Origin of the sequence: Nitrospira sp., from assembly GCA_024760525.1 — a bacterium.
Taxonomy (GTDB): Bacteria; Nitrospirota; Nitrospiria; order Nitrospirales; family Nitrospiraceae; genus Nitrospira_D.
In genome coordinates, this window is record CP060499.1 from 2,944,057 (window position 1) to 2,968,364 (window position 24,308).

Genomic DNA, 24,308 nt, shown 5'->3' on the forward strand with positions numbered 1-24,308 from the left:
ATGACAAGACTGCTGATCGCCGCGTTATTCATGGTCTCGCTGTCCGGTTGTCTGATGGGACCGGATTACAAGCGACCGGACACGCCTCAAGCCGAATCCTGGCGCATGACGGAAGCATCATCCGGTTCGATTGCGAACTTGCCCTGGTGGGAGTTGCTCAAGGACCAATCGCTGCAGCAATTGATCCGCACGGCATTACAGGAAAACCTGGATCTTCAGATGGCGGCCGCAAACATCGATGAGTACCAAGCTCAACTGACCATCTCCCAATACGACTTGATTCCATCCCTTTCCGCCTCGGGCACTGCGTTCGGATACCGGAACACGAACAACAACGTCCTACCGATTCCGGGCGCCGGCGCCGTTCCCATCTCGTCGGCACGTGACGGCACCACGCTGTCCCAGTTTTCGGGTGTCGTCGGTCTCAAGTGGGAAGTGGATCTCTGGGGCCGCATCCGCCGTTCGGTCGAAGCAGCCAGGGCGCAACTGCTGTCGAAACAGGAGAATCAGCGAGTCGTGGTACTCAGCTTGGTCGGGAACCTGGCGGAGAGCTATTTCGATCTCCGCGCCCTGGATTTCCAAGTGGACATCACCAAACGGACACTCAAAGCCTGGGACGATTCTGTTCGGCTTTCACGGCTCCGTTATCAAAAAGGGGACATTCCCAAGCTTGACCTCGACCGATTCGTGGCGGAACGAGAAGGTACAGCGGCACAATTGGCCGATCTGGAACGGCAGGTCGTTCAGCGAGAGAATCAGATTAGCGTGCTGCTGGGTCACAAACCCTCCGCAATTTCCCGGGGACGGGTGCTTACTGAACAACCCATCCCTCCGGAAGTTCCGCCGGGTCTGCCCTCCGAACTGCTCCAGCGGCGACCGGATATCATCCAAGCCGAACAGGAGCTGGTTGCGACGACAGCCAACATCGGCGTGGCCCAAGCCATGCGCTTTCCACAGTTGGCGCTCACCGGGCAGGCTGGAGGCGCGCAGGTCAACATATCCGACATGTCCTTCAACCCCTACGCCACATTTGTGGGAGCTGCTGCCTTAACCGCCCCCCTGTACAATGCAAGCGCACTCGGATATCACGTGAAAGTCGCAGAAGCTCGAGGGAACCAAGCCATTGCGCACTATCGAAAAGCGGTTCTTCAAGCGTTTCAGGAGGTGGAGGATGCGTTGATCTCGGTTCAGAAAACCCGAGAACAGCGCGACGCACAGGAGCTGCAAGTCCAGGCCTTGGAGTCGTCTTTACGGCTGGCTGAGCTCCGCTATCAAGGAGGGCGAGCCAGTTATCTCGATCTTCTGACGGTTCAGCGCTCGCTGTTTGATGCGGAATTAGCGCTGGCAAAGACGCGGCGCAATCAGCTCGTCTCGGTCGTCAAGCTCTACAAGGCTCTGGGAGGCGGCTGGTCTCCGAGCGGCGCGGGAGAAAGCAATTCCTCTTCAACGACACAGGAACCAGGATAGGCGTCGTTCAAAGCTACGGTTTAGTTTGGAGGTCGTTATGGCAAAGTACCGTATCGTCATCCTCATGGTAGTTCTGGCAGGCTGGCCTTCGTTTTCCATGGCCGAGAGCCCGAAGTCGCTTCGGGACGTGTTCAGACAAGTGGATCCATCGGTTGTCGTGGTCGAAACCAACAACCGTCATGTTGTGACGGGACCGAAGATGCAGTTAGCCACCCTACCGGGCCTGGGCTCAGGTGTGCTCATCTCGTCTGACGGAAAAATCCTGACTGCCGCGCACGTCGTACAGACCGCTGATGAAATCAAGGTTCAGTTTCTCAATGGAGCCGAGTCACCCGCCACCGTACTCGCATCGGATCCAGCAGCGGATATCGCGCTGCTGCAACTCAAGGAGGTCCCAGCAGGCGTCACAGCGGTCAAACTCGGCAATTCAGAGGAGACGGAGGTCGGTGACGAAATCTTCGTCGTCGGCGCCCCACTCGGTATGAGTCATTCATTGACCGTCGGCCATATCAGCGCCAGACGGAAACCCCGTACGATGTTCGGGGACATGTCCAGAGCGGAATTCTTTCAGACCGATGCGGCCATCAACCAGGGTAATTCAGGCGGGCCCATGTTCAACATGGCAGGGGAAGTGGTCGGCGTCGTCAGCCATATCATATCCAAATCGGGCGCTTCCGAGGGATTGGGATTCGTCGTCACGTCGAACCTGGCGCGCCGACTCCTTCTTGATCAGCATCGATTCTGGAGCGGCGCCGAGAGCTACATGCTCTCCGGCGATCTGGCGAAGGTCTTCTATCTCCCGCAAAGCGCAGGAATGCTGGTCCAGCGAGTTGCCTCGAACTCCCCTGCCGCTCAGATAGGCCTGAAGGCCGGAACCATGATGGCCGTGATCGAGGGGGAACAGATGCTCGTCGGTGGAGACATTATTCTCGAAGTCCAAGGGATCCCGGTTACCAGTGACGGTGCAGGATACCTGGTCATCAGAGACCGATTGAGCAGCCTCCGTTCGGGCGACACGATCACGGTCATCGTTTGGCGAAACGGTCGTAAAGAAACACTGACGGCAAAGCATCCCTGATCGAAGTAGGGAAAACAACCCGGGTCATGTGATCATCCCATGAAACGAGTCTGTAATCTGTACCCCCCTTGAGCCGTAACATCCGTTGCGCCATACTGAGAGACTATGAATTCGGCGGCCGTTCGGTTGTATGAAACGATGGAAGATCGGTACCGCACCTTGTTGGAAGTGGCGGAAGCGATTTCCGCGCATCGCGATTTGCACGAGCTTTTTCGAGATCTCGCCCAGCGACTACCCCGCGTCGTACACGTCAATTTCGTCGGCCTGTCTTTATACGACCCTGTGCGTCATACGATGCGATTGCACACCATTCAGGCTAACGTGCCGGCCGACCTTGTGGGCGGGCATGAAGGACCGGTCAGCGAGAGCCCTGCCGGATCGGTGTGGCTGACGCAGCAGTCGATCCTGGTGTCCGATCTTGCCGAGGAACATCGCTGGCCAGCCGTCACCGAGTGCATGAAAGAAGACGGAACGAATTCGTTTTGCTTCGTTCCTCTCACCACCGCCGTGCGACGCTTGGGAGCCATGGGGTTCTCGAGTCTGCAGAAAGCGGCCTACGATGAAGGAGATCTGGAATTTCTCCAGCAAGTCGGTCAATTGGTCGCCGTCGCGGTGGACAATGTGCTGCATCACCAAGACCTCACGCTTGACCGGGAGCGCCTACGGCTCTTGCTCGAGGTGTCAGAATCGATCGCGTCACACCGCGATCTGGCCAAACTGTTCCAGGATCTCGCTCGACGACTCCCCCACGTGGTTCCGTTCGACTTCATCAATGCGGTGTTGCATGAACCGGCACGCGATGTCATGCGCTTGTGGCTCTTGGTCTCCTCGGAGCCCTGCACGATTCAAACCGGTCTGGAATTGCCGGTCGATGAATCTCCCGGGGGATTGGTGTGGAAGACGCAGCAACCGATGACCGTCGATGACGTCATGGAGGAGAGCCGCTTCCCCAAGTTGATGACTTTATTGCGGGAGAATGACGTGCGATCCTTCTGCGTGGTACCGCTCACCACGGCACAACGCCGTCTCGGCGCCATGGGATTCGGGAGCCTGCAGCGTAGGGCATATCAGGACCGGGAAATCCAGTTCATGCAACAGGTGGCCAAGCAGGTGGCCGTGGCCATCGACAATACGCTGAATTCCAAGACCGCCCTCGACTATCAGGCACAGCTCACTCGTGAACGCGACCGGCAGCAGCTCCTGCTGGACGTGAACAATGCCGTGGTCTCCCATCTGGATCTGGATGCGCTCTTCACCGCCGTCAGCACCTGCTTGCGGAAGATTATCCAGCATGACGGCTCCAGCCTCCTGCTCTACAACGGCGAGACCGGCCAGTGGCGCATTCATGTCTTGGACTTCGAACGAAATGAAAGTTTCGTTGAGGAAGGAGAAGCCGAGGAAGGTGCCGACTCCCCGTCATGTCGCGCAATCTCATCGGGTACGGTCGCATTGTTCAGGGAATCGGACTTGAAAGAAATGGCGAGTTCCTCACCCTGCGCGCAAGACCTCCTCAATCGTGGCGTCAAGTCCTTCTGTTCCTTTCCACTCCTTGCTCATAAACGCATGCTGGGCGCGCTGAACGTCGGCCGTCGACAGGATGATGGTTTTGCGCCGGAAGACGTCGAGCTGCTCAGCCAAGTCGCGCAGCAAGTCTCGATCGCCGTCGAGAACGCCATAGCCTACCGGGAAATCGCCGCGTTGAAGGATAAACTGACGAAGGAAAAAGTGTATCTCGAGGAAGAAATCCAGACGAAGTACAACTTCGAGGAAATCATCGGTGATAGCCGATCGCTCAAACAGGTTCTCAAGGAAGTTCAAACGGTCGCCGCGACCGACTCCACCGTGCTGATCCTCGGGGAAACGGGAACCGGGAAAGAACTGATCGCGCGGGCTCTTCACAATCACAGCGATCGTCGAGACCGAACATTCGTGAAGCTCAATTGTGCGGCCATTCCGACAGGTCTGCTCGAGAGCGAGTTGTTCGGACACGAGAAGGGGGCCTTCACCGGGGCCATCGCCACAAAAATGGGCCGATTCGAACTGGCCGACTGCGGGACGCTCTTTCTTGACGAGGTCGGCGAAATCCCATTGGAACTCCAGGTCAAGCTCCTGCGGGTTCTCCAGGAGCAAGAATTCGAACGGCTCGGCAGTACACGCACGATTCGCGTCAACGTGCGGGTCATTGCGGCCACCAACCGGGATCTCAGTCAGATGGTAGAAGAACACGAATTCCGGAGCGATCTGTATTACCGGCTCAAGGTCTTCCCGATGACCGTCCCACCGTTGCGCGAACGGCCGGAGGACATCGCGCTGTTGGTGCGACACTTCGCTCAGAAATTCGGGATGCGGATGAAGAAACGCATCCAAACGGTTCCTGCCCAGGCGATGCAAGCCATGCAGGCCTACGCTTGGCCGGGGAATGTGCGGGAGCTGGAAAACTTCATCGAGCGGGCGGTCATCCTGTCGAAGGGCCCTGACCTTGTCGTCGCACTGTCTGAGCTCAAGTCGGCATCCACGGCACCGGCTGAATCGGCTGTGACGCTTGAAGCGGCGGAGCGCGAGCACATTCTGAAAGTTCTGCGGGACTCGAAGTGGATCCTCAGCGGCTCTGCGGGTGCCGCAGTCAAGCTGGGGATGAAACGGACAACCCTCCATTCCAAGATGCGAAAGCTCGGGATCGTTCGTCCATCCTAGCGGGAACTTCCCGTCCGGCGTTCCAGACCATCCTCTGTCGATATTTCGTCATCTGACGAGTGAACGACTTCGTCACGTCAATGAACCCCTTTGGGTCTTCAATGCCTGCTCTGCGACAATTCATCATTACATCAAATAGTTAAGTGGCCTTATTGAATTCCAACCTGACTGGAACGGTCATTGCTGTCACCCTCGGAGCAAATGCGATTGCAAAGATTCGGCATGATGTTTGGTCTAGGGAATTTGGAGGGCAGCTCTCATGAATCGCCGTAATTGGATCGGAACAATTCTACTCCTCGCATCGGTGTTGCTGACGGGCATCGGGCTGGTTGCATGGAAATATGAATCCATTCAAGATTCCAGCGCAGCCTCCGCAAACCAACCTGAGCCGATGGAGTCCGTCACCGTCACCGTTGCACGCGAGATAGATCATCGCCAGACCACCACATCAATCGGCACGGTTTTGGCCTTACGGTCGGTCATGCTGAAGAACGAGCTAGCCGGGACTGTCCGTGAAGTCCGTCTCACGCCGGGTCAGATCGTGGAAGCCGGTACCATGCTGGTCGCGCTCGACGTGTCCGTCGAAGAAGCCGAATTGAAGGCACAGGAGGCCCAGGCCGCGCTTACCAAAACGGTACTCAATCGCCGGCAGAATCTCAGTCAGGAACTGGCGACCACTCAGGAGGAAGTCGACCGGGCTCGTGCCGACCTGGATATTGCCCAAGCTCAGATGGCCCGCACCAGAGCGATCATCGCCAAGAAGACCATCCGTGCGCCGTTCCGGGCGCGCGTCGGCATCGCCGATGTTCACCCCGGCCAATACTTGGACGAAGGAACTTTGCTTACGACGCTGCAAGGCGTCGCCGAAGCGGTCCATGTGGATTTCACGGTGCCCCAGCAAGTCGCGGCCGGCTTACGAGACGGCGAGACGGTCGAAGTGTTCGCCGCCGGCGATGCATCCGTCATCAAGGCCAACATCGTTGCACTCGATGCGCGCGTCGATCCGACGACTCGGAATGCCATGGTCCGGGCACGGATTGACGGCACACGCCATGCTCCTGCTCCCGGCGCATCGGTTCGAGTTCGGGTTCCCGTTGGTCCCTCACGCAAGGCTGTCGCCGTCCCGGTGAGCGCGTTGCGTAAAGGCCCCGGCGGTGATCAGGTATTCGTCATCACACCGGACCAGGATCACAAGAGTCGGGCTCACGTGCGGCAAGTGGAGAGTGGGACGATGGTCGGCGATCAGGTCGTGATACATGCCGGACTCGACGCGGGCGAGACCATTGCCGCTTCAGGATCGTTCAAGTTGCGTGAAGGTGTGCTTGTCGCCACCCAGGATGACACCTCAGAAAAACAGGTCCGAGCACAAACCGTCAGCAAAGATTAAGCCGATTACTCCGAAGCACGAACAAGGACATACCCATGCGTTCATTCACCGATATCTTCATCAAACACCCGGTGCTGGCGGTCGTCGTCAATCTTGTGATCGTACTGGCAGGCTGGAGGGCACTGATGACCCTGCCAGTGCAGCAATACCCGAAAATCGAAAGCTCCTCGGTCATCATCACCACCGTCTATTACGGCGCAAGCGCCGAGACGGTGCGCGGCTTTCTCAGCACGCCGATCGAACGAGTGGTCTCCGCGATCAGCGGCGTCGATTATGTGGAGTCGACGAGCCGAGCCGGTGTCAGCACCGTGACCGTCCATTTGAAGTTGAACCACAGCAGCACGGCGGCCTTGGCCGAAGTCACTGCGCGACTCCAACAAGTCCGGTCTGAACTGCCGTCTCAGGCCGAACCCCCGGTGATCGAAATACAGCGGGCCGATCGGCCGTATGCATCGTTCTACCTCAGCTTCACCTCCACGGATCGCACAGTCCCGGCCCTCACTGATTGGCTCTTGCGTACATTGCAGCCGCAATTCTCAACGCTGTCCGGTGTTCAGAAGGTGACTATTGAGGGAGGCCGTCAGATCGCCATGCGGATATGGATCGATCCAGATCGTCTCGCCTCATTCAATCTTTCACCCGGTGATGTGCAAGGTGCACTGCTTCGTAACAACTACCTGGCTGCGGTGGGACGGACGAAGGGCAACTTCGCTCAGATCAACCTGCTCGCAAATACCGATCTTCGTTCGGCACAGGAATTCGAAGAACTCATCGTCGCCGATCGGGGTGGTGCCATCGTTCGCCTGAAGGACGTCGCGAAGGTCGAGCGTGAAGCTGAAGAAGCGGACATGGTGGCAAAGTACAACGAGGCACAAGGCGTGTATCTTGGGATCTGGCCGGTACCGGGCACGAACGAGATTGACGTCGCGCATCGGCTCCGCGACGAGATGGATCGCGTCCGGCCGACTCTGCCAAAGGATATCGACATGAAACTCGTGTGGGACGGCACGATGTTCATGCGAAACGCATTGGCTGAAATCACCAAGACGTTGTCGGAGACGATTCTCATTGTTGCGGTGGTGGTGTTTCTCTTCATGGGGTCGGTGCGCACGGCGCTCGTGCCGCTCGTTGCCATGCCCGTTTCGCTGGTTGGGGCGGCGATTTTCATGTTTGCGTTCGGCTTCAGTCTCAATCTGTTGACACTGCTCGCGATCGTCCTCTCGGTCGGGCTGGTGGTGGACGATGCGATCGTCGTCGTCGAGAACGTCGAGCGGCATGTCCGTCTGGGGCAATCACGGATTGAGGCGGCGTTGGCCGGCGCGCGCGAGCTCGTCGGTCCGATCATTGCGATGACGATCACGCTGGCCACGGTTTATACACCGATTGCCTTTCAGGGCGGCCTCACGGGATCCCTGTTCCTCGAATTTGCCATCACGCTGGCGGTCGCCGTGGTCTTGTCCGGTGTCGTGGCGATCACGCTCTCACCGGTCATGAGTTCGCGATTCGTGCACCCACAGGGCAAGGAAGGTCGGTTGACTGCCTTTGTCAATCGACGCTTCGACGAGGTACGCCGTCTCTATGCCCGGCTGCTCGACGGCGCATTGACAATGCGCTGGGGCATCGTGGCGGCGGCGCTCTTAATCATGGTCGCCGCCTGGCCGCTGTACCTTTTTTCACGGCAGGAGCTCGCCCCTGTGGAAGATCAGAGCCACATCAGCCTCTTCTTCGAAGCTTCGCCTGACTCCACATTGGCTGCCACAAATCGTGAACATCTGCAGATCGTACGAGCGATCACGGCATTTCCCGAAACCGAATTCACATGGGGGCTTACCACCACATGGGGTGGATTCGGCGGGCTGGTCGCAAAGGACTGGCACGCTCGAACCCGCTCGACCGAGCAGATGTACGGCCAAGTCTATGGCGCCGTGTCGCAGGTACCGGGATTGCGCGTGTTTCCGCGATTGGATCCGCCGCTGCCCACCCCCGGCCAATACGATGTCGAGCTGGTATTGGAAAGCGACCTGCCGGCCGAGCAGCTGCTCAACACGGTCGGCGCCGTGCTCGGCGCCGGCTGGCAAAGCGGCAAGTTCATGTACGTGGACACCGACCTCAAGATCGATCTTCCTGAGGCCCGCGTCGTCCTCGATCGTGAACGTCTGGCCGACTTAGGATTTGATTTGGCAGGCGTCGGTCGTGAACTTGGCACGATGCTCGGTGGGGCTTATGTCAACCGGTTCAACTATTTTGACCGCAGTTATAAAGTCATCCCACAACTCGGGGATAGTGACCGTGCGACGGTCGGTCCCCTGCTCGACTTGAAGATCAAGACACCGGGTGGTCAGCTGGTGCCGGTATCAACGTTCACCCACATTGAGACGAGCACCGCCCCGCGCACCTTGAACCGGTTCCAGCAGCGAAACGCCGTCCGGATCTTCGGCGGCGTGAAACCGGGTGTCACGAAGGAAGAAGGATTGCGTGTGCTGGAAACCGCGGCGGCAACAGGTGGGTCTCGCATCACCCTCGACTACGCCGGCGAATCGCGGCAACTTCGCCAGGAAGGGGCCGCTCTCACTGTCACGCTGGGCTTTGCGGTGGTCCTGATCTATCTGGTGTTGGCCGCCCAATTCAAGAGTTTCCGCGATCCGTTGATCGTTCTGTTGGGGTCCGTGCCGCTGGCCATCTCCGGTGCTCTGGTGTTCAGCTTCCTGGACCTGACGACGATCAATATCTATTCACAAGTAGGATTGATCACATTGGTCGGGCTGATTGCGAAGAACGGCATTCTTATCGTGGAGTTTGCGAATCAGTTACAGACCCGCGGGCTCACGAAGGCACTGGCGATACGCGAAGCCACGTTGACCCGGTTGCGGCCGGTGCTCATGACTTCTGCCGCCACGGTCTTCGGCCATCTCCCTCTGGTCCTGGCCTCGGGCCCTGGTGCCGCCGCCCGCAACAGTATCGGCATGGTTTTGGTCACGGGGATGACGGTCGGCACACTCTTCACGCTGTTCGTCGTCCCTGTGTTCTACTCGTTGATCGCGGCGCAACACCAGCCGGATCTGGAGCCTGAAGCGATTGCGCTCGATGCCGAGGATGAGGCGCTGCTTGCAGCGGGAGCTCACAACTGAAGGAGAGTTCGACGGATACTGACCATGCTGAAGATTACCTCAGAGAACCATCGCAATTCGATCCGACTCAGACTGGAGGGCAGCCTGACCGGACCATGGGTCGGTGAGCTTGAGCATGAGTGGCGAACCATCCGATCGGCTGGGGCAGCTCCTCTCGTCGTGGATCTCACGGGCGTGACCTTTGTCGGAGAGGACGGCAAGGTTTTATTGAAGCAGCTGTGGCGAGAGGGCGCTCAATTGATCGCAACAGGCTGCTGCATCGGTCATCTTGTCGAGGAAATTGCCGCATCAGAATCTGACGCGTCCAGCATCCGATACGGGACGAAATGAGAGGAAACATCATGCGCACAGTGAGTCTATTTATCGGGGCCATCTTCCTGGCCGCCTGCGCCGTTGGACCGGACTATTCCCGGCCCGACCTGTCATCACCGGCATCCTTCAGGTCGGCTGCTGACCAGGCGGAAGCCGAATCCTTCGCGAACTTGCCATGGTGGGACCTGCTCCAAGACCCAGCGCTTCAAACGCTGATTCAGACAGCTCTTAAGGAGAATAAGGATCTCAAACGCGCGGCCGCCTCCGTCGAAGAATTCCAAGCCCGTCTTTTGGTCGCCAAGATGGACTTTGCCCCGAAGGCCGACATCACCGGCAGCGCCCCGCTCATGGGACGGAAAGCGCAATTTCTGTTTCCCGGCTTTCCGAACGCGTTCAACTATTATCTCCAAGGGAATCTCGCATGGGAACTCGACATCTGGGGCCGCATCCGGCGGTCCAATGAAGCGGCGCGCGGCGATCTCCTGGCACGCGAGGAAGCCAGGCGTGCTGTGGTCTTACAGCTCGTCAGCGGCGTCGCCGAATCATATTTCGAGCTGTTGCAGTTCGATCGACAACTGGAGATCGCCAGACGCACGCTTCAATCATGGCAAGAATCGGTGAGGATTGCGCAGGCACGTTTGCGGGAAGGGGTCATCGCCAAGCTCGATCTGGATCAATTCACGTCGGAGCGGGCCAACGCACTGGCGCGTGTCGCCGAGTTGGAACGGCAGATGGTGCAGAAGGAAAATCAGCTGGCCGTGCTGCTGGGGCGAGACCCGGGACCCATCGCGCGCGGAAGGTCGTTGACGGATCAAGTCCTGCCGCCTGCAATCCCTGCCGGGCTTCCGTCTGAACTCTTGCAACGGAGACCCGACCTCGTGCAGGCCGAACAGGAGCTGGCGGCGGTGACAGCGAGAATCGGTGCAGCCAAGGCAGACCGGTTTCCAAAGCTCACCATCACCGGCATTCTGGGCGTCGCCAGTCCTCAGTTTTCTCGGCTCATTGCAAACGAAACGGCATTTGGCGTTGCCGGTCCCAGCATCGCCGGCCCGTTGCTCAATGCACAAGCCCTCGGGTTTCAACAGAAAGCCGTCGAGGCGCAGGCGAGACAAGCGCTCGCCCAGTATGAACAGTCGGTTCTTGTCGCGTTTAGAGAGGTTGACAACGCGTTAGTCGCCGTGCGGACTACCCAAGAACAACGGAATGCCCAGGCCGAGCAGGTCGAGTCGCTCCAGTCCGCCTTTCGCCAAGCGACGCTCCGCTACAAAAGCGGCCTCGCCAATTATCTCGACGTCTTGATCGCCCAACGCAATCTATTCGAGGCCGAACTGTCGTTGATGAGCACGCACCGTCTCCATCTCGTCTCGGTTGTGCAACTGTACAAAGCCCTAGGCGGCGGCTGGTCGCCGTTGGACCCAGCACAACAGATGCCGACGACCAAAGTCGCAGAAGTACGTAAAGGTTGAGGAGTCATAAGAGCTAAACAAGCTGAACAGCTCTCCATTCGCTTGACCACATAAAGAAGAGGATCTCGCATGAAACCTCACGACGGTCTGCTTTCCTCGGTTCGTGTCGGGCCTTATACCTTACACAATCGGTTGGTCATGGCGCCGATGACGCGCAATCGCTCAAGCCGCGCCACCGTACCGCAGCCGATGAACACGTTGTATTATACTCAACGTGCCTCGGCCGGTCTCATCGTGACCGAAGGAACGCAGGTGTCTCCGCAAGGTGCGGGCTATCCTTACACCCCCGGCATTCACAATGTGGAGCAGGTGCAAGGCTGGCGGTCAATCACAGAAGAAGTGCATCGAAACGGCGGCCGTATCTTTCTGCAACTGTGGCACGTCGGCCGGATCTCACATCCCTCCTTGCAACCGAATGGCGCATTACCGGTGGCCCCTTCCGCCATAAAACCGGAAGGTGAGGCCCATACCTATGAGGGCCGAAAGCCTTTCGTCACGCCACGAGCCCTTGACCTGGAAGAAATTCCAGCAGTCATCGCACAATTTCAGAATGGGGCCATCCATGCACTCGACGCCGGTTTTGACGGGGTGGAGATTCATGCAGCCAACGGTTATCTGATCGATCAATTCCTTCGCGCCGGCACGAATCGGCGCACTGACGCCTATGGCGGATCGGTAGCCAACCGCGCTCGCTTCCTCATGGAAGTCGTCGAAGCGGTTGCCCAGGTTTGGGGAGCCAACCGGGTCGGCGTACGGCTGTCGCCGGTCAATCCCTTCAACAGTATGTACGATTCGGATCCTCAAACGACGTTCGAGCATGCGGCCGAACAGTTGAGCCCTGTCGGACTCGCGTACCTGCACGTCGTCGAAGCTGACGAACACGGAGATACCACACATCCGGCGGTCAATTTGCGCCGAATCCGAGATGCATTCAAAGGGACCTATATCGCCAATGGAAGCTTTGACCACGAGAAGGCGAGTGCATATCTCGCTCAGGGACACGCCGATCTGATTTCTTTCGGACGGCTGTTTTTGGCCAACCCCGACTTACCGGAACGTTTCGCTCAAAGCGCCCCATTGAACGTGCCGAATCCTGCGACGTTTTATGGAGGTGATGAGCGGGGATATACAGACTACCCCTCGTTAGAAACAACATCCGCTTGTTGCCATGGCTAAGCGTAAACGAATCGGGGATCGACACCTTCGGCAGGTACGCATTCTACTCATGTGATGCAGCGAGATCTCTCGTGACGATCGAACTCAATCACACCATCGTGCCGGCGCGGGACAAAGTTGAGTCGGCGAAGTTCTTTACGACGACGCTTGGACTGCTCTTCAACACAAGCGCAGTCGGGTATTTCGCGCCGGTACGGGTGAATGAAACCCTCACGTTGGATTTCGATGACGACGTTGATCAGTTCGATATCCATCACTATGCGTTCAAGGTCAGTGAAGAGGAATTCGACGAGATCTTCGGACGCATTCGCGAGGAAGGTATTCCATACGGAAGCAAACCTCATTCGCCGGACGATGGGAAGATCAATCATCGCGGTGGCGGGCGCGGCGTGTACTTTCACGACCCGAACGGTCACATCCTTGAACTGCTCACCGTGAATAGTTGAGAGAGCTCTGATGCGACGTAGAGAACGTTGCCGTTGAGCCATCAATGCCTCGCGCGAATACACCAGATGCTTAGGAGGACACGGCCATGAGACTCGAACAGAAAACAGCGATTGTGACCGGTGGAGGAACTGGTATCGGCGAAGCGATTGCGAAAGTGTTGGCCCGGGAAGGCGCGAAGGTCGCGATCACGGGCCGCCGAAAGGACGAGTTGGAGCGCGTCGTCGAGAACATTGAGCGAAAAGGCGGACGGGCCTTGGCACTTCCCGGCAGCGTGACCAACGAACACGACGTGCAGGAAGCGGTAGCCACGACGGTTCGAAGATTCGGCCGGCTCGATATCCTGGTCAACAACGCGGGCAACTTGTTTCATGCGGCGCGACTTCACGAAACCACTGATCAGATTTGGGATGAGACCTTTGATGTGTTCATGAAAGGGACATTTCGATTCATTCGCGCGGCACTTCCTCAGATGCTGCAGCAGGGCGGCGGCTCGATCCTGAACATCTCCACAGTCGGCGGCCTCAAGGCCATTCTCGGCTTTGAGGCTCATGCCTATCAAGCGGCCAAGGCAGGAGTCATCATGCTCACCAAGACGGTGGCGGTGCACTACGCGAAGCAGAACATCCGATGCAACTGCATCTGCCCAGCCGGGGTTATTACCCCACCCGTCGCGGACATGCTGAAGGATCCACAGACCAAAGCCTGGTTCGAAGGCGTACATCCCATGGGTCGTCTCGGGCAACCGGAAGAGGTTGCCGAAGCTACGGTCTATTTTGCGTCCGATGAGTCACGCTGGACGACTGGGAGCATCTTGTCGGTGGACGGTGGCGTGATGGCCAAGTGAGCGAACGGAAGATCAGTGAGGTGAGGGATGGTGGGATTCAAGTTTAAACCGTACGCGTCAGTTCCATTAGACTGGAAGCCGACGGACGACGACATCCCGAACGACCACAGGACGTTCTGAAGTCCCGGAGTTCCAAACCAAGGGAAATCGATGATGACTGATTTACTCCTTTCCGCCTTCCATTTTCTGTTGGTCTTCTTTCTCGTTGCCATCCTTGCCGCCCAGAATGCTCTCATCAGGCCGGGACTATCCGTGTCGAGCCTGCGTCTGACCACCAGCTTGGACCGTGCTTACGGCTCGGGTGCTGTGCTGTTGCTCGGCGCAGGCTTTGCTCGCGTCTTTTTTGGGGCAAAAGGTTCGTCATTCTATCTGTCGAATCCTCTCTTCTGGATCAAGATCGCACTCTTCACGACGGTGGCCATTCTGTCTATCCCACCCACTGTGCAATTGATCCGATGGACCAAGCAAGCGGCACAGGAAGCAAGATTTCTACCGGCGAATGAGCAAATCAAACGCATGCAGTGGTGGTTGCGTGCCGAAGGGGTCGTCCTCCTCGCGATTCCGTTTTTTGCCGCGGCCATGGCCCGCGGGTTTGGACTTTCGTAACCAACCCTGGCAAGTGAATGTCAGACATGGCTTTTTCAGTGAGTCAAAAACACTTATGAATCGTTGTCGATTGATGGCCCACCTGTTCGACTACTAGGTAGGCACCGGTAACAGCAATAAGGAGTCCATCATGCAACAACTCACATCCTGCTTGTGGTTCGATGATCAAGCCGAAGAAGCCGCAAAGTTCTATGTGTCCATTTTCAAGAATTCCCAGTTAGGACCGATCACCCGCTACGGGGAGGCGGGTGCCAGGACCTCGGGAAGACCGAAAGGGTCTGTCATGACCGTGACATTTATACTTAATGGCCAGGAGTTCGTGGCGTTGAACGGCGGACCGATCTTCAAATTTACGGAAGCGGTCTCATTCATGGTGAAGTGTCATTCTCAGACAGAGATCGACGAGATGTGGGACAAGTTGTCGGAAGGTGGGGAACCGGGGCCGTGCGGCTGGCTGAAGGACAAATACGGACTATCCTGGCAAATCGTGTCCCCCGAATGGGACAAGATGTTGCAGGATCAGGATACCAAGAGGTCCGAACGAGTGATGGAGGCGATTCTTCAAATGACTAAACCCGATCTCGAAGCGATTCAACGAGCGTACGCAGGATAAACAGCGACAATGCGGTAACCCAAAGGAGGTTCGTCATGCGGTTCATGGTGATCGTGAAAGCCACTAAAGAGTCGGAGGCCGGTGTGATGCCGAGCACGCAACTCTTGACTGATATGGGAAAGTTTAATGAAGTCCTCGTGAACGCCGGCGTGCTCCTCGCCGGCGACGGGCTGCATCCCAGTTCCAAGGGCGCGCGCGTAAGGTTCTCTGGCACTAAGCGTACGGTGATCGACGGCCCTTTTGCTGAAACCAAGGAGCTCATTGCCGGCTACTGGCTCTGGCAGTGTAAATCGAAGGAAGAAGCGATCGAATGGGTCAAGCGCTGTCCGAATCCCCACAACGAAGACAGCGAGATTGAAATTCGTCAGGTCTTCGACGCCGAGGACTTCGGAGCCGAGTTCACGCCAGAATTGAGAGAACAAGAAGACCGGATTCGAGCCGAGATAGCCACAAAGAAGTAGAGGGGAACATGGTGGACATCATTCACAGAATTGGAATCAAGGCGCCGATATCGAAGGTGTACGCCGCGTTATCGACGGTCGAGGGCATCGCGGGTTGGTGGACGAAGGAAACCTCTGGGTCATCCAAGGTTGGGTGCACGATCGGGGTCCGGTTCCTTTCTGTGAATGGGAAAGAAATCGGACGCATGAGCATGGAAGTCATTGCACTCGATTCCAACAAGAAGGTGCATTGGCGTTTTAGCGCAGGGCCTGAGGAATGGATAGGAACGGACGCGGTATTCCATTTGTCTCAGGAAGGCGGTTACACCATCATACTCTTTGGTCATAAAAACTGGCGAGAGGCGAGTGAGTTCACCGCTCATTGCAGTACGAAATGGGCCACGTTCCTCTTGAGCCTTAAAGATCTCGCCGAGACCGGTAACGGCAAGCCCTCACCCAATGACATCAAAGTGGACAACTGGAATTAGGCATCGAACGAAGGAGAAGGAGACGGCAATGATCAGCAAAATCTTCGTCAATCTTCCCGTGAAAGATCTGGATAAATCGATGGCATTTTTCAAAGCGGTCGGCTTCTCGTTCAATCCTCAGTTCACAGACAAGACCGCAGCCTGTATGGTCATGGGCAATGATATCTATGCCATGCTGCTCACCCACGACAAAGTAAGGGAGTTTACGAAAAAACCCATTGCCGATGCCCACTTGACCACAGAGCTGTTGACCGCCCTCGCCGTTGAGAGCAAGGCGAAGGTGAACGAGCTCGCAGACAAGGCGATCAAGGCCGGAGGGAACGAAGCCTATTCTCCAAAAGACTACGGCTTCATGTTTACTCGAAGCTTTGAAGATCCGGACGGCCATATCTGGGAAGTATTCTGGATGGACGAGGCACAGGTGCAGAAGGGGCAAGCATGATCAGCTGTGCGAACACCGATCGCTAAAGACAATGAGAGGAGAAGAGCTGAATGTTCACCGACCGGGAATGTCGATTTCGCAACCGCCGAACGACTATCGTATGACAGTCCACAGCCGAACCAGAAATCAAGGCTTGATACCTTACAAGGAGGCCACTATGCGTTTCATATCTCTTACCGTTACTACGTTGTGCATCACCTTACTGGGCTTGCCAGTTCTGGCTAAAGAGAAAAAACACGCCGCGCCTATGGATGAAAAGGCCATGATGGAGATGTGGCAAAAACTGGCCACGCCGGGGGACCCGCACAAGCAATTGGAAAACCTGGCCGGAAGCTGGACGACACAAACCAAGGAATGGATGGAGCCCGGCAAACCGCCGATGGAATCAAGCGGCACCGTCGAGATGAAGGCCATCTTAGGCGGGCGGTTTCTCCAACAGGAATACACCGGCAGCATGATGGGCCAGCCGTACTCGGGTGTCGGGACGACCGGTTATGACAATCTGCGCAAGAAGTATGTGTCGACCTGGATCGATTCGATGGGCACGGGAATTTTCTTGATGGAAGGTACGGCAAGCGCGGACGGTAAGACGATCACGCTCAAGGGAGGACATGACGAACCGGGTGGCGGGCACATGACCCATCGCGCAGTGTGGAAGCTCGTCGATCAGAACACCCAGATCTTCGAGATGTATGGGGCCCACAAGGGCGAGAAAGAAATGAAGGGGATGGAAATCACCTACACGCGGAAACAGTAATCGGTCGACGAGCGGACAAAGCGGCTGGTAGCCGGCCGCTAAAACCCGGGGATAGCAAGAAAGGAGTCATACATGAGCAACGTGCGACTGCTGGTCGGCACCAGAAAAGGGGCGTTCATTCTGACGTCGGACGGCACACGGAAACGGTGGGACGTGCAAGGGCCGCACTTCGGCGGATGGGAGCTCTACCACGTCAAGGGCTCGGCGATCGAACCAGATCGGTTGTATGCCTCGCAAACCAGCAGTTGGTTCGGGCAAGTCATTCAACGTTCGGATGATGGCGGAAAAACCTGGAACGCCCCCGGTACCAAACCCGAGGATCTGATGGGGTCCGACGGCATGCCGAAGGGTGAGAGCAACATGTTTCTCTACGACTCGTCCACGGAGACAGGGAAACCCCTCACCACGCACCAACATTATGACGGCTCGCAGCGTCCATGGGAATTCAAGCGGGTATGGCATCTCGAACCGTCATTGACTGATCCCGATACGGTCTACGCCGGCGTCGAGGACGCGGCTTTATTCCGTTCAATCGACGGCGGACGGACATGGCACGAACTTGCCGGGCTGCGCGATGTGAAGGGAAATCTGTGGCAGCCGGGTGCCGGAGGGATGTGCTTACATACGGTCATGTTGGACCGGACAAATCCTCAGCGCATATATATTGCTATCTCCGCGGCCGGTGCATTCCGGACGGATGATGGTGGCCGGACATGGCGGGCGATCAACCGCGGTTTGAAATCACAATATGAGTTACCAGACGCGGACGCAGATGTCGGCCACTGCGTGCACAATATCGCCATGCATCCGTCTCGCCCGAACGTGCTCTTCATGCAGAAGCACTGGGATGTGTTGCGGAGCGACGATGCTGGAGAGTCCTGGCACGAGATCAGCGGCAACTTGCCGAGTGATTTTGGGTTCCCGATCACCGTCCATGCCCATGAACCGAACACGGTCTATGTCGTGCCGATCAAGAGCGACTCCGAACACTATCCTCCGGAAGGCAAGCTGCGCGTGTATCGCAGCCGCACGGGCGGCGACGAATGGGAGGCGCTGACGAAGGGCCTGCCGCAAGAGAATTGCTACGTCAATATTCTGCGGGACGCGATGACCGTCGATCAGCTCGATCCCTGCGGCATTTATTTTGGAACGACCGGTGGCCAAGTGTATGGCTCGGCCGATGGCGGCGACAGTTGGGCGCCCATCGTCCGGGACCTGCCGGCGGTCTTGTCAGTCGAGGTGCAGACACTGACTTAACAGTACGTGAAGCGTATCTCGTGAAGCGTATTTCGTAGGAGACCGCGGTCGTCTGAAACGACATACGAACGACGCTTCACGAACGACGGAGAAGAGATGGTACGTGTCATTCTGCCGCAACATCTGCGAACCTTGGCGCGTGTCAGCGGGGAAGTGACCCTTGAGGTCAACGGTCCGGTGACACAACGCGCGGTCCTCGACGCGCTTGAAACCTGCTATCCGGTGTTGCGCGGGACGGTGCGCGATCACGTGACGCATAAGCGCCGGGCGTTCGTGCGCTTCTTCGCCTGCGAGCAGGATCTCTCTCACGAATCGCCCGATACTCCCCTGCCCGACGCCGTCGTGACGGGAAACGAGCCGTTCCTGATCGTGGGGGCGATGGCCGGCGGATAGCCGAGATTTGATGCACGTCGGTGGTCTCCCGATTGAACCCGGACAGTCAGTTCAGTGAATAGGCTGTCGCGCGTTGCCGCGACGCTGGGGCCTAGAAAAAGTCAGCCGAACCGTTTCAACCGAAAGGAGAACGTGATGAACAAGCCGGTCAAGCCGATTCCGGATGGGATGCATACGGTTACTCCGCACTTGGTGTGCGCCGGAGCCGCCGATGCGATTGCATTCTACAAGAAGGCCTTCAATGCTGTGGAATTGGGCAAAGTACCAGGACCAGAAGGAAAACTCCTCCATGCCTTGATTCGCATCGGCGATTCTCCTGTCATGCTCGTCGATGAATTTCCCAGTCATAACTCATTCGGGCCAAAGTCACTCAAAGGTTCGCCCGTCACCATCCATCTCTATGTTCAGGACGTAGAGGCGGTCTTCAACCAAGCGGTTGCAGCCGGCGCGAAAATCACGATGCCCGTCGCCGACATGTTCTGGGGAGATCGGTACGGCCTGCTCGAAGATCCGTTCGGACACCACTGGTCTATCGCCACGCATGTTCGCGACGTGAATCCGGAAGAATTGCAAAAGGAAGCGGGGAAGGTGTGCGGCTAGCAATCAATTGTACGGAAGCGGATATACATCTCGCTCCGAGGCCAGGCCGACGGCGAGTCCGCCAATGTAGGCAATGTCCAGAAGGAACACATGTCACGCGGAATCAAAGGAGGTTCGCATGGCCCGCTATGTCGATGGATTTGTCTTGCCCGTTCCGAAGAAGAAATTGAACGCTTACCGCCGCCTGGCACAGAAGGCGGGGCAAATTTGGCGCGAACATGGCGCGCTCGACTATAAAGAGTGCGTCGGCGACGATCTCAACATCAAGATGGGAGTTCCTTTCCCGCGGCAGATGAGGAGCAAGCCCGGTGAGACGATCGTGTTCGCCTATATTCTCTATAAATCGCGCGCGCATCGGGATCGCGTCAACGCCAAGGTCATGAAGGACCCACGTGTTGCCAACATGTGCGACCCAAAGGATATGCCGTTCGACTGTGAGCGCATGGTCTATGGAGGCTTCAAGGTTCTGGTGGACGCCTAACGCACGGTATTCCAGCAACATCTCACCTGCTGGACGGAGAGGATGCACACTCCGATCGTCACCGCTGATCTTTGCCCATGTTTTGCTCGTTCCGTATCGCAGTTGTACAGCTAGTAACTTGCCGAGTGTCACCACGCCAATACGCGTGGTAGCGTAACAACATCCAAACAACCTAGTCTGGAACCGATCGCTCGGCTCGCGCATTCGTCCTGCGACCCTTTCCAGGCTATATACGAGCCACTTCTCACAGGAGGTCAGCCTATGAGACATCCATGTCTATTGTTTCAGGCGCTGTGCGGTTGGTGCGCGGTTCTATTGCTCTCGGCTGTTTTTGCTTCGGCGGGAGAATCTAAGAAAGGAGCATACGCAATGACTGTTTCACACGGTAAGCAAGTCACTTTGGAGTATACGCTCAAGCTGGACGATCAATCGATCGTGGATACGAACGTGGGTGGGGAGCCGTTGAAGGTGACACAGGGCAGCCATCAACTCATTCCGGGTGTCGAAAAGGCGATCGAGGGCATGGCGTCCGGAGAGAAAAAGAAGTTCACGGTCGCCCCCACCGAGGGCTATGGCACTGTCGATCCCAATGCGTTTCAGGAGGTGGACAAGAAGATGGTGCCGGCTGACTCCCGGAAAGTGGGGACACAGCTGGAAGGGAAAACCGCCGATGGACAAAAGGTATTTCCGCGTGTCTCGGAAATAAAAAGCGATACCGTCGTGCTCGACTTCAACCATCCGCTCGCCGGCAAGACGCTCTATCTCGACATCAAAGTCCTGGACGTCGCCATGGCACCGTTATCAAAGTGATGTTCCTCTCGTGCGGGGTGGCCATGTGCCCCGCACGATCGATCCCAGTCACGGTTGTGGTGACGGTAGCAATTTCAAACAATTCATCCGGCATCGCCACTTCGCCCAAGCTTCCGCTCCACATGTCCACGAGACTACGAGGCGCTTGTGCCGTTCTTCTTCGACAGGGCGATCAGTTTCGCGGTGGCTTGGCCGTAGTGCTGATAGGCCCCCCATGTCGACCCACTCATGAGGATTGCTGCTCTGGCCTTCGATAGAGAGATCCCAAGATCATTGCCGCACAGCGCTTCCGTATAGAAGACCTTCGCAAACTCCAATGCCGCTGCGTCATCCACAGGCCAGCCGGTTCCAATGTAGTTCTGGACGCCTCGCTCAAAAAAGGCTTGGGCCAACCCCGCGAGGCTTCGATTCGATTCCTGCAGCGTAAAGGGCTTTCCGGATCGAACGACGCCGGAAAAGCAAGCATTGGCAAAAATCAGGCGCGGCACGTGCCGCGCTCGAAAGACATCCCTTGCAGACAGCACGTTCTCTTTACCGAAGATCCATCCGCTCTTGGAAGGATTTTTCTCATCGAAGTCGCCGTGCCCCGAGTAGTGAATCAGATCGAACTCCTCGCTCAGGATCAGCGCAAGCAGTTCAACCGGATCACATTCATTCGCCCCGATTCGTTGCTCGATCGAGATATTCAGCCCCTGTTTCTCCTTCATGCTTTGCAGAACTTTCACCACAGCACGACCTTCCTCCCGCGCTCCCGGCAACTGCAGGTCCACCTCCGGAGCCGGGTCAGCGATGACCAGCACGCGCAGGCTGTCGGCAGTCGGTGGCGCAATCAGTCCCGGCGGGCCCGACAAGGTGGTGCGAAATTGCCGCGTCAGTTGCCGCCCCGGTCCATAAAAAATAGGCTTTCCGTGTTGCTCGAATGCAGCCATCTCCCACGGGAATGCCGCCGTGGATCGGTCAACCATGAGGGTGAGCGGGGTGATATCCACCATGTCCTGGAAGTCCTCCGGCATGAGGTAGCTGTGCAAGAGCTTCCCATATTTCTGCTGATCCTCCAAACTTCGAGACTCCTTCAGGAGCTCGGCCGCTCCTTCTGCATATGAGGACTGAATCGTGATTTCTCGGACTGGAATAACCGCCTGTTCCCTGATGGCTGAGAATCGGAACACGTCATGGTCCCGTTCGATCGTAATCCGACTCCCCTTCATCGTATCCTGGTTGGCAGGCTTCAGTTGTTGTTTGCGATGCGCACGCTTCGGAAGCTGCCGCTCCGTCACGTGCAATTTCAAGCCATCGTTCTGGTTCTGTGAGATTCTCTTCAACAGTTCCTTGATCACCTTCAAGCGATTACTGTCGTACTCCACGATACGCAGGGTCTCGAGATGTCCTTGGTCCTTGAGTTGTCTGAGCGCTGACCCCACGCCTTGCAGCATGCCTTCGATCGCCTGCTCTAAGGACAAATTGCCTTCTCCCGAACCGACGACGACCGTAGCAAATTCGCGCCATCCGAGCGCAGTGACGCCGTAAGTAACATTGGCGAAGAGGAGATCCAGATCCTCCCGATTGAAACGACCGTATTCGCCCATACCGGCGAGGATCACGGCATTGGCGGCAAGAGATTTACGCACATTGGGGATGAGAAACACTTCGCCGAGCCCGCCACCGATAATGCCGCGTTTGACGGCCTTGGAAATCCAGAACTCCAGCGCTTGGTCCAGCGCTCCAACCGCCCGCACCGGCGGCACTCCTCGGTAGTGGCCGACAACCACCGCCGGTGTCTTGATATCCCGAATGTCACCCTGAACGACTTCAACGTTCAGGGAGATGGGCTCTTCTCTTTGAGTTTTCTTTTTCCGAATTGCGTGGGTTTCGGCCAGCGCTGAGTCCGTCACCGCCCGGACCTTTGAAGAGGCCTGCGCCATGACAGCTTGTCTGAGCAATTGCTCCGCCCGACGGCGCTCTGCGGCACTGCTTTGGTTGGCATTCGTCGCTTCCGCGATTTGGCGAATCTCCTCGGCATCCTGCCGATCTTGCACGGCACGAACTCGCGGGGACGGCACGGAGCGGACTGCGCGGGCGGCGACTGGTTCCGTTGGCAATGCGCCGGTCCTACCGGTTCGCAGGATCTCATCAATGGCCTCGAGCACCTGTTCATTCTTCTGGAGATCACCATGGATCTCGTCGACATAGTATGTCGCCACACCGGGGAGTAGCCCCAGTGCGTACGTGACGCGACCATCGCCTTTTAAGGTACTGTCGAACTCGAACATGCCGGGCGCATCGATCTTCACCCCGCACACCGTTTCCTGATTGCAGCCGGCGATATAGGTCATCCGCTCTGGATCGGTCGTTGCCGGCACATCGAGGTCCGTGTGGAACTTGCGCGCCCTATTGAGATGGGAAGCCAGGATGGGATATCGGCCCCAAGTACCTCGATCGTAGAGACTTTGTTCTGGGACAGACAGCTTCGCATGTGCAGGGAGTAACTGATAACTCCCCACGAATCCATTCAGGACGCCCAGTACCTCGTCCAAGTCGTGTCGCAGATCTGCCGCTGCCAACCACTTCACGAGCTTGTCTTTCGCCACCATCGCTTGCGCAATGGCATACGAACCATAGTTCGGCGTTCCCAGCATAATGAGGCGACCACCCTGAACTTTTTTCGGCTCGGACATGCCTTTCCACGTCTTGGGATACAGCCGAATAAAATTCCGGGACACGAGACCTCCCATGGAATGGGCGACCAGGTGGACCGGTTGGTCTTTGAACTTCGTTTCCACGAGACATTTCAAGCCTTCCGCCGCTTTGTCCAAATCTTTCCGCCAGTCGTAGGCAAAGGGTTCAACATTCCAGTATGCTTTCAGCCACAAAATCGCCTCTGCATAGCTATCTTTGTCGAGTCCGCTGGGATTGACGCGCAAGGTTGAATCGGCCTCTCGCGAACCGTCCGGAGCGAGTTGTAGCTTTTTAATTCCCCCTCTTATGAGCCGCAAGAAACTGACCCACACGGTGTCATCATCGCCATCTTCCGTGACGGCCAACTCGGACCCCATGATGCCGGGGATGAAGATGATATTGCCTCGCAACGGCTCGCGCTTCTGGCGAGCTGACCTCGCACGATCGGCCAGGCGTTGCAGCCGTTCGAGCTTCTGGGGTCCGAAGTGGTCTTTCAACGCCTCATCCAATACGGTTCTGGATTTGTTTCGGCGCGCGGAACCGGAGAGCTGAGTTTCAAACTGTTCCCAATCCATGTCATGGATCCGACGATCCGGCTCGCTCTGCATGATCTGCTTCTGTTTTGTGCTCATCGGCGCATCCTTCCTTACAGAGAGCCGTCACCACAGTCCATTCGTGGTGAGCCCTTCGACTGGCTCAGGACAGGTCTATCGAACCCTGCGGTGAGCCCCGTCAAGCCACAAGAA

22 protein-coding genes are annotated in these 24,308 nt (G+C 57.2%); 21 read left to right on the forward strand and 1 reads right to left on the reverse strand.

All coding sequences use genetic code 11. The features are described from left to right. The 21 genes from H8K04_13775 (at position 1) to H8K04_13875 (ending at position 20,886) form a co-directional block, all read left to right on the forward strand. Positions 1 to 1,467, forward strand: coding sequence for an efflux transporter outer membrane subunit (locus H8K04_13775; protein UVT14897.1), 1,467 nt, complete (start codon positions 1 to 3; stop codon positions 1,465 to 1,467). 37 nt (positions 1,468 to 1,504) lie between these two features. After that, positions 1,505 to 2,545 carry a trypsin-like peptidase domain-containing protein gene (locus tag H8K04_13780; GenBank protein ID UVT14898.1) on the forward strand — a complete coding sequence of 347 codons (1,041 nt, stop codon included), beginning with the start codon at positions 1,505 to 1,507 and terminating at the stop codon, positions 2,543 to 2,545. Positions 2,546 to 2,650: 105 nt separating this feature from the next. Continuing rightward, the gene (locus tag H8K04_13785) at positions 2,651 to 5,239 is read left to right on the forward strand and encodes a sigma 54-interacting transcriptional regulator (protein ID UVT14899.1); all 2,589 of its coding nucleotides are present in this window, start codon (positions 2,651 to 2,653) and stop codon (positions 5,237 to 5,239) included. 259 nt (positions 5,240 to 5,498) lie between these two features. Then, positions 5,499 to 6,626, forward strand: a complete 1,128-nt coding sequence (locus H8K04_13790) for an efflux RND transporter periplasmic adaptor subunit (protein UVT14900.1) — start codon at positions 5,499 to 5,501, stop codon at positions 6,624 to 6,626. A gap of 35 nt (positions 6,627 to 6,661) precedes the next feature. Continuing rightward, positions 6,662 to 9,754 (forward strand): efflux RND transporter permease subunit, encoded by a 3,093-nt coding sequence (locus H8K04_13795; protein UVT14901.1) that lies wholly within the window; start codon positions 6,662 to 6,664, stop codon positions 9,752 to 9,754. A gap of 24 nt (positions 9,755 to 9,778) precedes the next feature. Further along, complete coding sequence (locus H8K04_13800) at positions 9,779 to 10,084, forward strand: hypothetical protein (GenBank protein UVT14902.1); 306 nt, start codon at positions 9,779 to 9,781, stop codon at positions 10,082 to 10,084. 11 nt (positions 10,085 to 10,095) lie between these two features. Next, positions 10,096 to 11,532 carry an efflux transporter outer membrane subunit gene (locus H8K04_13805; protein UVT14903.1) on the forward strand — a complete coding sequence of 479 codons (1,437 nt, stop codon included), beginning with the start codon at positions 10,096 to 10,098 and terminating at the stop codon, positions 11,530 to 11,532. Positions 11,533 to 11,601: 69 nt separating this feature from the next. Next, positions 11,602 to 12,708: an alkene reductase gene (locus tag H8K04_13810; GenBank protein ID UVT14904.1), complete on the forward strand. Its 1,107-nt coding sequence runs from the start codon at positions 11,602 to 11,604 to the stop codon at positions 12,706 to 12,708. Between the two features lie 71 nt (positions 12,709 to 12,779). Beyond that, positions 12,780 to 13,154 (forward strand): VOC family protein, encoded by a 375-nt coding sequence (locus H8K04_13815; GenBank protein ID UVT14905.1) that lies wholly within the window; start codon positions 12,780 to 12,782, stop codon positions 13,152 to 13,154. Between the two features lie 86 nt (positions 13,155 to 13,240). Next, positions 13,241 to 13,999, forward strand: a complete 759-nt coding sequence (locus tag H8K04_13820; protein ID UVT14906.1) for an SDR family oxidoreductase — start codon at positions 13,241 to 13,243, stop codon at positions 13,997 to 13,999. 153 nt (positions 14,000 to 14,152) lie between these two features. Then, positions 14,153 to 14,605, forward strand: a complete 453-nt coding sequence (locus H8K04_13825; GenBank protein ID UVT17984.1) for a DUF2214 family protein — start codon at positions 14,153 to 14,155, stop codon at positions 14,603 to 14,605. 130 nt (positions 14,606 to 14,735) lie between these two features. Next, positions 14,736 to 15,218 carry a VOC family protein gene (locus tag H8K04_13830; protein UVT14907.1) on the forward strand — a complete coding sequence of 161 codons (483 nt, stop codon included), beginning with the start codon at positions 14,736 to 14,738 and terminating at the stop codon, positions 15,216 to 15,218. 35 nt (positions 15,219 to 15,253) lie between these two features. Then, positions 15,254 to 15,679 carry a YciI family protein gene (locus H8K04_13835; GenBank protein UVT14908.1) on the forward strand — a complete coding sequence of 142 codons (426 nt, stop codon included), beginning with the start codon at positions 15,254 to 15,256 and terminating at the stop codon, positions 15,677 to 15,679. Positions 15,680 to 15,687: 8 nt separating this feature from the next. Beyond that, positions 15,688 to 16,146, forward strand: coding sequence for an SRPBCC domain-containing protein (locus H8K04_13840; GenBank protein UVT14909.1), 459 nt, complete (start codon positions 15,688 to 15,690; stop codon positions 16,144 to 16,146). A gap of 28 nt (positions 16,147 to 16,174) precedes the next feature. Continuing rightward, positions 16,175 to 16,588 (forward strand): glyoxalase, encoded by a 414-nt coding sequence (locus tag H8K04_13845; protein ID UVT14910.1) that lies wholly within the window; start codon positions 16,175 to 16,177, stop codon positions 16,586 to 16,588. Between the two features lie 157 nt (positions 16,589 to 16,745). Then, positions 16,746 to 17,345 carry a DUF1579 domain-containing protein gene (locus H8K04_13850; protein UVT14911.1) on the forward strand — a complete coding sequence of 200 codons (600 nt, stop codon included), beginning with the start codon at positions 16,746 to 16,748 and terminating at the stop codon, positions 17,343 to 17,345. A gap of 72 nt (positions 17,346 to 17,417) precedes the next feature. Next, positions 17,418 to 18,602, forward strand: coding sequence for an exo-alpha-sialidase (locus H8K04_13855; protein ID UVT14912.1), 1,185 nt, complete (start codon positions 17,418 to 17,420; stop codon positions 18,600 to 18,602). A 96-nt stretch (positions 18,603 to 18,698) separates the two neighbouring features. Next, positions 18,699 to 18,995: a MoaD/ThiS family protein gene (locus H8K04_13860; protein ID UVT14913.1), complete on the forward strand. Its 297-nt coding sequence runs from the start codon at positions 18,699 to 18,701 to the stop codon at positions 18,993 to 18,995. A gap of 135 nt (positions 18,996 to 19,130) precedes the next feature. Beyond that, a complete protein-coding gene (locus H8K04_13865; GenBank protein ID UVT14914.1) occupies positions 19,131 to 19,595 on the forward strand; it encodes a VOC family protein in 465 nt (154 codons plus the stop codon). Between the two features lie 118 nt (positions 19,596 to 19,713). After that, on the forward strand, positions 19,714 to 20,076 hold the full coding sequence (locus H8K04_13870) for a DUF1428 domain-containing protein (GenBank protein UVT14915.1): 363 nt from the start codon (positions 19,714 to 19,716) through the stop codon (positions 20,074 to 20,076). A 369-nt stretch (positions 20,077 to 20,445) separates the two neighbouring features. Next, positions 20,446 to 20,886 carry a peptidylprolyl isomerase gene (locus H8K04_13875; GenBank protein ID UVT14916.1) on the forward strand — a complete coding sequence of 147 codons (441 nt, stop codon included), beginning with the start codon at positions 20,446 to 20,448 and terminating at the stop codon, positions 20,884 to 20,886. A gap of 134 nt (positions 20,887 to 21,020) precedes the next feature. On the opposite strand, the gene H8K04_13880 is transcribed toward H8K04_13875, so the two are convergent. Next, a complete protein-coding gene (locus H8K04_13880) occupies positions 21,021 to 24,194 on the reverse strand; it encodes a CHAT domain-containing protein (protein UVT14917.1) in 3,174 nt (1,057 codons plus the stop codon). Between the last annotated feature and the right edge of the window lie 114 nt (positions 24,195 to 24,308).